This window comes from Haemophilus parahaemolyticus (genome assembly GCF_018373095.1).
Classification (GTDB): domain Bacteria; phylum Pseudomonadota; class Gammaproteobacteria; order Enterobacterales; family Pasteurellaceae; genus Haemophilus_A; species Haemophilus_A parahaemolyticus_A.
Map to the genome: position 1 here is coordinate 1 of NZ_JAHAHT010000058.1, position 10,908 is coordinate 10,908.

Genomic DNA, 10,908 nt, shown 5'->3' on the forward strand with positions numbered 1-10,908 from the left:
CTGAAACAGGTTTTCGTTTTATCGCCTCCAACGCTAATAAAAGCAGTTGCCCGCCATCTAAAGGCAGGATTGGAAAGAGGTTCATTACACCTAAATTCACGCTAATTAACGCCATAAAACTGAGATAATACACCCAGCCTATTTCAGCGGTAGCAGCCGCTCCTTTCGCCATCGAAATCGGACCGCTCATATTGTTCAAAGACAACTCGCCTGTGATTAAATTCCCAATAAACTGGAAAATGCTATGAATAAGAGATCCAACCTTATCTACACTTTTGCCGATTGCCGTAAGCATATCATACTCTAGCACCATCTGGTATTTCTCGCCAATGCCTTCATAAGTTGGCGTAATACCAATAACATAACGATCTTTTTGCTTTTCAGGCATAATTTCAACCGCTTGTTTTTGTTTGTTTGAGCCTTCGATTTCAAGCGTAATTGGCTGCCCTGTTTGCACCGTTTTAACTAAATTTTGCCAATCAAATGGCTGATGATTTACCGTTAAAATTTTATCCTGTGCTTTCAACCCTGCTTTTTCAGCAGGTGAATGAGGTAAAACTTGAGCAATCTCAGATTTAATCACTGTATTTTTAGGACGTATCCCTAAACTGATTAATGGGCTTTCTTTTGTACCATCAACTTTCCAATCCGTTAAATTGAGATAGAAACGTTGCGGATGATCTTCATCAATACTTGAGCCTAAAACTTCTACACGTTCTGCCCCTAGATTGTCAATTAATGCAAGACTTACTTCTTCCCAATCTAAAACGGTTTTCCCTGCTACCTGTTTGATCTCAAATTCAATAGGTACATTTGCTTGAGCTGCAATTGAATTAGGTAGCACCTGCCCAATAACAGGTTTAAGCGTTGGAATGCCACTAACAAACACCGCCCAATAAGCGGCAACTGCAAAAATAAAATTTGCAATAGGCCCAGCACTGATAATAAAGGCACGTTGAAGAGGTGATTTTTTTGATAAAGATTGCGAAATCGGCACATCAATTTTCTGTTTATTGATTTCAGGCTCACCATTCCACATCTGCACATAGCCACCAAGTGGAATCAATGAGAAAGCAAATTCTGTGCCATGCTTATCTTTTTTTCTAAATAGTATCTTGCCAAAGCCAATCGAAAAACGAATGACTTTGACGCCACAGCGGCGAGCCGCCCAGAAATGACCATACTCGTGCACAAACACAAGTATGCAGATTAAAATAAAAAATGAAATAATTGAGCTCATTCTTTACCTAAATTAAAGCACAAAGAAAAACATCGTAGCAAAGAACGGAATCGCCGCAGTTAAGCTATCAACACGGTCTAAAATACCACCGTGCCCAGGGATTAGATTACTACTATCTTTAATACCTGCTTGGCGTTTAAACATACTTTCAGCTAAATCTCCCAATACTGAAATTGCTACTGTTGCAACAGATACAGCAATAAATGGAATCGTTTCTAAAGTACGACCAAAAACATCGTTCGGCGTTGCCTGCAAGAACACAAATGCAATCACACCCGAAGTAAATAAGCCGCCTAATGCCCCTTCCCAAGATTTACCTGGCGATACTTTTGGTGCCAGTTTATGTTTACCTAAAGCTCGACCAAAGAAATAAGCACCAGAATCTGCTCCCCAAACAAGCAAGAAAACATAAAGTAATAAATAAGTGCCTTGGTAAGCATCCAAAGTATAATTATTAAAACGGATAGCCAATAAACCAATTAAGAACGGGAAAAGCGTACAAATACCGAATAAAAATTTCGCCACGACTGATTTCGCCCATAATTTTGCAGAGTTGGGATAGGTCACCACTAAAGCAAGAGCTGCCAACCACCACACACAAGCAATGAAAAGTGCAATAACGCTTAAATCTGTCGTAAAGCGCGCCGCATTAATATAATCTGTATTCGCAACAACCAAAAGCAAAAGAATACAGGACGTCACACCAGCAACAACTACGCGCGACATCTGGCTTTTAAAGCCTACAAATTGAGCCCACTCCCACATACCAAGCACCACTAATGCTGAAAGAGCAATTGTCAATGCCAAGGGCGGGAAACAAAAAATCGCAGCTAATGCCACAATAACCATTACAATCGCAGAAAGTACACGTTCTTTTAGCATTTTTTATTCCTTTCTTATTTTTTAGCAACTGCCAAAACGGCGATTGCGTTGCTGATAAGCGATAATCGCTTCGCTAAATACATTATCATCAAAATCTGGCCACAAAACAGGCGTAAAAAAGAGTTCTGCATATGCTATTTGCCAGAGTAAGAAATTACTGATCCGCTGCTCACCACTAGTACGAATAAGTAAATCTACTTGCGGTTGCTCTTCAGTGACTAAGGCTTTTTCAAATATCTCTGGAGTAATTTGCTCAACCGCCAACTCACCCAATTTGACTTTCACGGCCACTTTTTGAGCAGCTTGAGTAATATCCCAATACCCACCATAATTCGCTGCAACATTTAAAATCAAACCTGTATTTTGAGAGGTTAGCTCTTCTGAATCTCTAATTTTCTTCTGCAAACTTTCGCTAAAACGAGATTTATCACCAATCACTTTTAGCTGAATATTATTTTTATGAAGTTTTTTTACTTCAGAATTAAGCGCAGTCATAAACAATGTCATTAATGCAGAAACTTCCGTTTCAGGACGACTCCAATTCTCACTGCTAAACGCATAAAGCGTCAAAACTTTGATCCCGTATTTGGCTGCAAAACTTACCGCAGAACGCACCGCTTTCACCCCATTTTGGTGACCAAACACCCGCAGTTTGCCTTGCTTTTTTGCCCAACGCCCGTTACCATCCATAATAATTGCAACGTGCTGAGGCATATTTTGAGGATCAAAATTCATCATTATACCTATCCTTATCCAAATAGAAATGGCGATAACTATACCACAGTATCGCCATTTCTTCTAGTAACACCTATTTGCTAAAATAACAGTAATAAATTAAATAACGAGACTACCCAACCCAAATAAATTTAATCAAAAATAAGATCGATACCACTGCAATAGAAGGGTTGATTTCTTTAAATCTGCCTGTGCAAGCCTTCATTACGCAATAGCTGATAAAGCCGAAAGCAATGCCTTCGGTAATTGAGTACGTAAATGGCATCATCGCAGTAGTGATGAATGCGGGGGTAGCTTCGGTTAAGTCATTCCATTTCACTTCGATGAGGCTTGAAGCCATTAAAATGCCCACAAACACCAATGCTCCAGCGGTTGCATAAGCAGGCACAACACTTGCCAGTGGGGAGAAGAAAATAGTCAGCAAGAAGAGCACGCCAACCACAACCGCTGTTAAGCCTGTTCGACCGCCAACTGATACACCTGAACCGCTTTCAATGTAGGTACTAACCGCCGATGTGCCCATTAACGAGCCTGCCATTGCTGCGATGCTGTCTACAAAAAGTGCTTGTTTCATACGTGGGAAACGCCCTTGTTTATCGGCAAAGCCTGCTTTGGTTGTTACTGCAATCAGCGTACCAGAACTGTCGAAAAGGTTTACCAACAAGAATGAGAAAATGATGCCAAGCAAGCCCAAATCAAACGCTCCAGCAACATCCACTTGCCCAACAACAGAATCTAAACTTGGTGGCATAGAAACAATACCGTGGAAGGCCACTGCAGGATCGAAAATCAAGGCAAGCCCTGTGATGAGTGCGATGGAAATTAATACGCCTGAATGAATGCCTTTTGCGGATAAAATCACAATCACAAAGAAGCCGAGCACACCTAACAAGACTTTTGGATCGTGCAAATTGCCCAAAGCAACTAAGGTGTCAGCATTCGGCACAACAATGCCCATATTTTTAAAGCCGATTAAAGCAATAAACAAGCCGATACCCGCACCAATCCCAACACGCAAGCCGTGCGGAATCGATGCCATAAACCAGTAGCGAATTTTAAGCAGTGTGAGCAAGAATAAGCCGACCGAACCTAAGAAAATTGCCCCCATCCCAACTTGCCACGAGTAACCCAATTTTTGCACGACTACAAACGCAAAAAAGGCATTCAACCCCATTGCAGGTGCAAGAGCGATTGGAAGATTACTGAATAATCCCATGGCAATCGTACCGAATGCGGCAATTAAACAGGTGGTCACGAACACCACTTGCGTATCCATTCCCGCAATGCCTAAAATTGACGGGTTCACAAACACGATATAAACCATCGTGAAGAAAGTAGTGATCCCCGCAATCACTTCAGTTTTAGCATTACTGCCTTTTTCTTTTAATGCGAATAATTTTTCTAGCATTCTCTTTGCCTCAATTAGTAATCTAACACCAATGCCAATAATTCAACCGCTAAAAATGCAAGGCTAAATTTTTGTTCATCGGCAACAGACCAGAATTGCAAAGCATTTTCCTCTTTTGCAAGTAACTGGCTGATTTGCAATGCATTTTGTTCTTCATTTTCGCCATTTTTCACCGGCGTTTGTACTCCATTTTCACTGAAATGAATCCAAGCATTATTTGCCCAATCGGCACTTAATGCTTCCACATCTAATTCATATTCAGACTGTACGGAAACCATTTGCGACACGCCATAGAACACAGGCACTTGTACTGAGTGGAAAGTCACGGAAGCGGTTAAATTTGGCAAAACTTTTGCAAGTTGCAATTCAAACACACGAGAGAATGGCAGTTGTTTTTCTTCGCCTTGTACATTTGCAGGCACAACATCAAAGGCAATGCGTTCTGCATTTTCATCAAATGGAATACCGTTTAATAAACGTGCGGTTTGCCCTGCTAATTCTTTCACTTTTTCTTCACCAAAATAGGCTGACGGCAGAAGTGAAGTCACGAAAATCTGGCTAAGTTGTTGGTCTAAAATCGGTTGTAGTGCGAGCACTAATTGCGAAATTTGCGGATTAGCCAATGCCACAATGTTGTGTTCGCGAAGGTTAATGAGGGCTTCATTATTCACATTTGGCACAATCACTGGCACATTACCAATCAGAGAGGTAATGCCAAACAGATCGAGAATAATACAGCCCGCTTGAGCGGCTTTTGCTAAGGTTTCTGCTTGAGCCATTGGTGCGGCAAATAACACATGGGTAAATTGCGACCAATCGAGATTATCTAATTCAAATTGCTCAACGGCTTTCGTGCCGAAACGAAGGTTTTGCTCTTCACCAAAAGGTTCGATTTCAACCGCGGAAACTTTATCAAAGGTCAAATTACTGTTTTCTAATGCTTCAAGTAATTTTTCAGCTAGGGTAAAATCAGCGGCAATGGCGAGATGAATTTGAGACATTTTATCTTCCTTATTTGCATTTAAAGTGCGTAGAGCGTAATTATAACCTAATTTCAAGGAGCGAGTGATGACACCAGCAGTAAATCTTTTGAAAAAACAGAAAATTGCTTTCCAACTACATCCATACGAACACGATCCGAATAACACGAATTTTGGGCAAGAAGCGGTCGAAAAATTAGGCATTGATGCAAATCAAACGTTTAAAACGTTGTTAGTGGCAGAAAATGGCGATCAGAAGAAACTTGCTGTGATGGTTGTACCCGTTTCAAGCACGTTAAATTTAAAAAAAGCAGCTCACGCTTTAGGCGTAAAAAAAGTCGAAATGGCAGATAAAGAAATCGCACAAAAAACAACAGGCTATCTGCTTGGGGGTATTAGTCCACTTGGGCAGAAAAAACGTTTACCAACGGTGATCGATGAATCAGCAACCCAGTTTGCAACAATGTTTGTTTCAGGTGGAAAACGTGGTTTAGATGTAGAACTCGCCCCGCAAGATTTAGCGAAAGTATTGGATGCGAAGTTTATGGAGATTAAGGATGATTAGCAAAGTTTTCAGAGAAAGCGACCGCTTGTCTTTTCTTTAAGGCTGAAATCGCTATAATTTTGCAATTATTTATTTTTGAGAACAAATTATGTCCCTAGACCTAACTAATATCCGCACACAAATTACCAGTCTTGACCGCCATATTTTAAAGCTATTATCCGAGCGCCATCGCTTGGCGTTTGATGTGGTGCGTAGCAAAGAGATTACGCAAAAGCCACTTCGCGATGTTGTTCGTGAGAAAGAACTTTTGCAAGAATTAGTCAATTTTGCTGAATCGGAAAATTATCAGCTTGATCCTCAATATGTCACCCAAATTTTCCAACGTATTATTGAAGATTCTGTATTAACGCAGCAACATTACCTACAAAATAAATTGAATGAACAAAAAGAAGAGAGCCTTTCCATTGCATTTTTAGGGATGCGTGGCTCTTATTCTAATATGGCTGCACGCCAATTTGCGAAGAAATACCAAGGCAATTTGGTGGAACTAAATTGTGCCTCATTTGATGAGATTTTTGCCAAAGTGGAAAAAGGTGAAGCAGATTTTGGAGTACTACCGCTGGAAAACACGACTTCAGGTTCAATCAATGAAGTTTACGATTTATTACAACATACAGAGCTCGCTTTAGTGGGCGAATTAGCTTATCCAATCAAACATTGTTTGTTAGCAAATGGCAACGTAGATTTAGCTGAAATTGATACGATTTACACTCACTCACAACCTGCTCAGCAATGTAGCCAATTTATTCAAAGCCTTGACCGCGTGCATATCAAATATTGCGAAAGTAGCTCGCACGCGATGCAGATGGTTGCTCGCTTAAATAAACCAAATGTGGCTGCCATTGGCAATGAAGATGGTGGTAAACTTTACGGTTTAAGTAGCATTAAATCGGAAATTGCTAACCAAGTGAATAACATTACTCGCTTTATTGTGGTGGCAAAAGAGGCGGTAAACGTTTCTCCGCAAGTGCAAACCAAAACGCTATTATTGATGACCACCACTCAACAAGCAGGTGCATTAGTTGATGCATTAATGGTGTTCAAACAATTCGGCATTCGTATGTTGAAATTAGAATCTCGCCCAATCTACGGTAAATCATGGGAAGAGATGTTCTATGTTGAACTGGAAGCCAATATGCACAATGAAAATACACAAAAAGCACTGGAAGCATTAAAAACGGTAACTGGCTTCTTAAAAGTGTTAGGCTGTTATCCTAGTGAGATTATTGAGCCTGTTAAAATTTAAAGAAATTGCCTGCTTGTTAAACTGAATAACTTTACAAGCAGTTATATTTTTAACTAATAATACCCGTAACCATAACTAATAGGAGAAATGATAAGCGGCATGGGCATTGGGGAATAATACACTTCTCTTTTTCGTTTATCGCTTTGGTTAAGAGCTTCATCTTGAACGGGATGATGTTTATCTACCGTATTTCCAGAGATAATTCGTTGCTGATACTCTTGAACAGTTTTCATATCAAGAGGAACGCTACTTCGTTGCTCAGGTAATGAGCAAGCTGATACGGACAATATGCTAGCCAATAAAATAATTTTTTTCATTTTGTTTTCCTTTTAATAAAATTTTTACTGAATTAGACCATTTAAAGCAGAGAACTTCTCACTCAACTTTGTTAAATACTTTTATTTAAACAAGATTTGAGTAGAATACCCTTTATTTTATTAATAACAACAGAGGATTTTATGCAAACTTACAACATTGCAGTGTTAGCAGGCGACGGCATTGGACCTGAAATTATGGCACAAGCGATTAAAGTGCTTGAAGCGACACAACAAAAATTTGGTTTTAAATTGAATTTCAACCACTTCAATATTGGCGGTGCGGCAATTGATGCTCAAGGTAAAGCCTTACCAGAGAACACTTTAAAAGGCTGTGAAGAAGCGGACGCCATTTTATTCGGTTCAGTAGGCGGACCAAAGTGGACACATTTACCGCCAGATGAACAACCAGAGCGTGGTTCATTACTCCCTCTTCGCAAACACTTCAAGCTGTTCTGTAACCTCCGCCCAGCAGCACTTTACCAAGGATTAGAAAAATTCTGCCCGTTGCGTGCAGACATCGCTGCAAAAGGGTTCGATATGGTCGTCGTGCGTGAATTAACAGGCGGCATCTACTTCGGTCAACCAAAAGGTCGTGAAGGCGAAGGTGCACAAACCAAAGCATTCGACACTGAAGTCTATTACAAATATGAAATCGAACGTATCGCACGTGTGGCGTTTGAATCTGCAATGAAACGCAGAAAACACGTTACTTCAATCGACAAAGCGAACGTGTTACAAAGCTCAATTTTATGGCGTGAAACGGTAAACGAAGTGGCAAAAGAGTTTCCAGAAGTGCCCCTTGAGCATATGTATATTGATAACGCCACGATGCAGCTTATCAAAGCACCAGAGTTGTTCGACATCTTACTTTGCTCAAACATCTTCGGTGATATTATTTCCGATGAAGCAGCGATGATTACAGGCTCAATGGGGATGCTCCCATCTGCCAGCCTTAATGAAGATGGCTTCGGTTTATATGAGCCAGCTGGTGGTTCTGCACCAGACATCGCAGGCAAAAACATCGCTAACCCAATCGCACAAATTCTTTCTGCGGCAATGATGTTGCGTTATAGCTTCAACCTCAACGAGGCGGCTGATGCGATTGAACAAGCAATCCAAAAAGCCCTTGCTGACGGCTACCGCACTGGTGATTTAGCAGACAATTCTGACCCAATTTCCACCAGCGAAATGGGTGATGTGATTGCTAAGAATATCTTAGCGTAAGTTTTATAATACACTTCTATTCTGATTAGAATAGAGCATAAAAGTATGAATTAAGAAGTGCTTATAGCCTTATAATCCAAGGTTATAAGCACTTTTTAAACAGAATGAACTTCAACGCCATAATAACTCCCATAGAGTTATTTGAAGAATAAAAGCTATTTACAAAAATAAACATTGAACGGTAAACTTTATTTACACTTTATTAACAAGAGAAAGATCAAATGGCTAAAAAAATAACGCCCAATTTTGAAACTACATTAAAAGAATTAGAAAGCATCGTAACCCATTTAGAATCAGGTGATTTACCGCTTGAAGATGCTTTAAATGAATTTGAAAATGCAGTGAAACTTGTGCAACAAGGGCAAGAATACCTGCAAAAGGCAGAACAACGCATTCAAATTCTTCTTAACAAAACACCTGAAGCTGAGCTTACCAATTACTAATATGACTTATTATCTCTCAACTGATCTGGCTGAAATCCAGCAACGTATTAACCGCTATCTTTCTACTCAACTTGAAATGCTTAAAGCCACGCAAGCCCCTCTCGCTGATGCAATGGCTTATGCCGTATTACTTGGAGGGAAACGTATTCGCCCATTTTTGATGTATGCAACAGGGCGAATGTTAGGCGTAGAATTAGCAAAAATCGATACTTCAGCAGGAGCAATGGAGTCTATCCACACTTATTCATTAGTGCACGATGATCTGCCTGCAATGGACGATGACGCATTAAGACGTGGTAAACCTACCTGCCATATTGCGTTTGATGAAGCAACAGCTATTTTAGCAGGCGATGCACTGCAAAGTTTTGCTTTTGAATTGATTGCTGAAGATAAATACCTTACCCCTTTACAAAAAATTCGCCAAATTCAATCGCTTGCAAAAGCAGCTGGTGCAAAAGGAATGTGCTTGGGGCAAAACTTAGATTTACTGGCAGAGAACAAAGCAGTTTCATTAGAAGAATTAGAACTTATTCATCGCAATAAAACAGGGGCATTAATTGAAGCATCTGTGTTAATGGGTTTTAATCTTTCTAATTATGCGGAAGATAAAAATATTGAAATGCAGCTTCAACGCTATGCCCAAGCGATTGGCTTAGCCTTCCAAGTGCAAGACGATATTTTAGATATTATCGGTGAAACGGATAAAATTGGTAAAACTGCGGGGTCGGATGAACAGCATAATAAAAGTACCTATCCAAAACTCCTTGGTTTAGAGGGAGCACAACAAAAAGCCCAAGAGCTTTATCAAGTAGCGATTAATGCATTAAGTGAATTAGACTTTGATACTACTGCATTAAAAGAGTTAGCAGATTTTATCATTCATCGGGAAAGCTAATAAATAAAGGCATATAGCTGTAGAAGCTCAAATTAATCTGACAGGCACAAGTTTTTAAACGGGAGACTGTCAGATTAGGTTTGCTCTTCTACATATTAAATATAATTCTAATCAACTATTTTGTCTTATATGCCAAGAAAGGTGAAAGGGCATAGTTATCAAAATCAATACTTATATCTACTATAATTTACTATGCTGTTTAACTATTTATGATAATTTTTTCTAATACTGCAGGCTGCCTATCCAATAAATAATCTAATACCATTCCTGCCCTTGCAAAAAACTCTCTTATCCGCACTTTAAAATGCCCTTCTGGATATTTTGCTATAAAACAAACAGCATCAATATTTCTTGTTTTTGCAATAAACATCGCTCTTTCACAATGAAAACGCTGACTTATCACAATAAATGGTGGTAATCGAAATACTTTATCGGCTCGAATAATCGAATCCAATGTGCGATAACCTGCAAAATCTTGTTGAATTTGTACCGCTTGCACACCCATATTACGGAGATCGTTTGTCATTACCCGTGGCTCATTGTAGTAAGGCGTTTTGTTATCGCCACTTACCAAAAGTTTCTGCACTTTGCCTTGTTTAATCAGATTACGAGTGGTTTCAATTCGATATTTATAATAGAGATTTGGTGTGCCTGTAGTATAATATTTCGCAGTGCCAAGCACCACTGCGGTTTGATAATTAGGCAGCTTGTTAATATCAGTATAAATACGATCTCGTACCCAATAACCCGTTGCAATATCAATCGCAATCAACAAAAAACTGAGTCCAATAATCGTCCAAAATCCCCATTTTAAAGCAACCCAAAAGGCTCTTTGGGTAAGAGTTAAATGAACTTTAATGGTGTTATTTAGGAATAGGTTAAACATAGTCAATCACAATTTGTAACAGCTTAAACCGATTTTATGGAACTCACTTTAAAATAACAAGTTATAGATTAGCTTTCTAGACGTTTA

At 39.5% G+C, this 10,908-nt stretch carries 12 protein-coding genes; 5 read left to right on the forward strand and 7 right to left on the reverse strand.

Features of this window, described 5'->3' with window-relative positions:
• The 5 genes from rseP to KH943_RS06605 all read right to left on the reverse strand — a co-directional run.
• The coding region (gene rseP / locus KH943_RS06585) for an RIP metalloprotease RseP (RefSeq protein ID WP_304109216.1) at nt 1–1,240 on the reverse strand (1,240 nt) is incomplete at its 3' end.
• A 12-nt stretch (nt 1,241–1,252) separates the two neighbouring features.
• The gene (locus tag KH943_RS06590; RefSeq protein WP_304109219.1) at nt 1,253–2,122 is read right to left on the reverse strand and encodes a phosphatidate cytidylyltransferase; all 870 of its coding nucleotides are present in this window, start codon (nt 2,120–2,122) and stop codon (nt 1,253–1,255) included.
• Between the two features lie 21 nt (nt 2,123–2,143).
• Nucleotides 2,144–2,860 carry a polyprenyl diphosphate synthase gene (uppS, locus tag KH943_RS06595; RefSeq protein ID WP_304109221.1) on the reverse strand — a complete coding sequence of 239 codons (717 nt, stop codon included), beginning with the start codon at nt 2,858–2,860 and terminating at the stop codon, nt 2,144–2,146.
• Between the two features lie 109 nt (nt 2,861–2,969).
• Nucleotides 2,970–4,265, reverse strand: coding sequence for an NCS2 family permease (locus KH943_RS06600; RefSeq protein WP_304109223.1), 1,296 nt, complete (start codon nt 4,263–4,265; stop codon nt 2,970–2,972).
• 14 nt (nt 4,266–4,279) lie between these two features.
• On the reverse strand, nt 4,280–5,266 hold the full coding sequence (locus tag KH943_RS06605; protein WP_304109226.1) for an oxidoreductase: 987 nt from the start codon (nt 5,264–5,266) through the stop codon (nt 4,280–4,282).
• A gap of 67 nt (nt 5,267–5,333) precedes the next feature.
• Between KH943_RS06605 and ybaK the strand changes: the two genes are divergently transcribed.
• Complete coding sequence (ybaK, locus tag KH943_RS06610; protein WP_304109229.1) at nt 5,334–5,810, forward strand: Cys-tRNA(Pro)/Cys-tRNA(Cys) deacylase YbaK; 477 nt, start codon at nt 5,334–5,336, stop codon at nt 5,808–5,810.
• An 88-nt stretch (nt 5,811–5,898) separates the two neighbouring features.
• The gene (locus tag KH943_RS06615; RefSeq protein WP_304109232.1) at nt 5,899–7,056 is read left to right on the forward strand and encodes a chorismate mutase; all 1,158 of its coding nucleotides are present in this window, start codon (nt 5,899–5,901) and stop codon (nt 7,054–7,056) included.
• A 53-nt stretch (nt 7,057–7,109) separates the two neighbouring features.
• Here KH943_RS06615 and KH943_RS06620 read toward each other — a convergent pair whose 3' ends face one another.
• On the reverse strand, nt 7,110–7,373 hold the full coding sequence (locus KH943_RS06620; RefSeq protein ID WP_304109235.1) for a hypothetical protein: 264 nt from the start codon (nt 7,371–7,373) through the stop codon (nt 7,110–7,112).
• Between the two features lie 141 nt (nt 7,374–7,514).
• On the opposite strand from KH943_RS06620, the gene leuB reads away from it, so the two are divergent.
• The 3 genes from leuB to ispA all read left to right on the forward strand — a co-directional run bounded on the left by leuB (nt 7,515) and on the right by ispA (nt 9,935).
• On the forward strand, nt 7,515–8,597 hold the full coding sequence (gene leuB, locus KH943_RS06625) for a 3-isopropylmalate dehydrogenase (protein WP_304109237.1): 1,083 nt from the start codon (nt 7,515–7,517) through the stop codon (nt 8,595–8,597).
• A 221-nt stretch (nt 8,598–8,818) separates the two neighbouring features.
• Entirely contained in the window at nt 8,819–9,040 is a 222-nt protein-coding gene (xseB, locus tag KH943_RS06630; protein WP_304109240.1) for an exodeoxyribonuclease VII small subunit, read from the forward strand.
• A gap of 1 nt (nt 9,041) precedes the next feature.
• A complete protein-coding gene (ispA, locus tag KH943_RS06635) occupies nt 9,042–9,935 on the forward strand; it encodes a (2E,6E)-farnesyl diphosphate synthase (protein WP_304109243.1) in 894 nt (297 codons plus the stop codon).
• A 199-nt stretch (nt 9,936–10,134) separates the two neighbouring features.
• Here ispA and KH943_RS06640 read toward each other — a convergent pair whose 3' ends face one another.
• A complete protein-coding gene (locus KH943_RS06640; protein ID WP_304109246.1) occupies nt 10,135–10,821 on the reverse strand; it encodes a SanA/YdcF family protein in 687 nt (228 codons plus the stop codon).
• Between the last annotated feature and the right edge of the window lie 87 nt (nt 10,822–10,908).

What these genes read in the sequence shown, in the direction of transcription:
- KH943_RS06620 (WP_304109235.1), bottom strand. Translation starts at nt 7,373, where the DNA reads ATGAAAAAAATTATTTTATTGGCTAGCATATTGTCCGTATCAGCTTGC.
- KH943_RS06600 (WP_304109223.1), bottom strand. Translation starts at nt 4,265, where the DNA reads ATGCTAGAAAAATTATTCGCATTAAAAGAAAAAGGCAGTAATGCTAAA.
- xseB (WP_304109240.1), top strand. Translation starts at nt 8,819, where the DNA reads ATGGCTAAAAAAATAACGCCCAATTTTGAAACTACATTAAAAGAATTA.
- KH943_RS06590 (WP_304109219.1), bottom strand. Translation starts at nt 2,122, where the DNA reads ATGCTAAAAGAACGTGTACTTTCTGCGATTGTAATGGTTATTGTGGCA.
- KH943_RS06640 (WP_304109246.1), bottom strand. Translation starts at nt 10,821, where the DNA reads ATGTTTAACCTATTCCTAAATAACACCATTAAAGTTCATTTAACTCTT.
- KH943_RS06605 (WP_304109226.1), bottom strand. Translation starts at nt 5,266, where the DNA reads ATGTCTCAAATTCATCTCGCCATTGCCGCTGATTTTACCCTAGCTGAA.
- leuB (WP_304109237.1), top strand. Translation starts at nt 7,515, where the DNA reads ATGCAAACTTACAACATTGCAGTGTTAGCAGGCGACGGCATTGGACCT.
- ybaK (WP_304109229.1), top strand. Translation starts at nt 5,334, where the DNA reads ATGACACCAGCAGTAAATCTTTTGAAAAAACAGAAAATTGCTTTCCAA.
- uppS (WP_304109221.1), bottom strand. Translation starts at nt 2,860, where the DNA reads ATGATGAATTTTGATCCTCAAAATATGCCTCAGCACGTTGCAATTATT.
- KH943_RS06615 (WP_304109232.1), top strand. Translation starts at nt 5,899, where the DNA reads ATGTCCCTAGACCTAACTAATATCCGCACACAAATTACCAGTCTTGAC.
- ispA (WP_304109243.1), top strand. Translation starts at nt 9,042, where the DNA reads ATGACTTATTATCTCTCAACTGATCTGGCTGAAATCCAGCAACGTATT.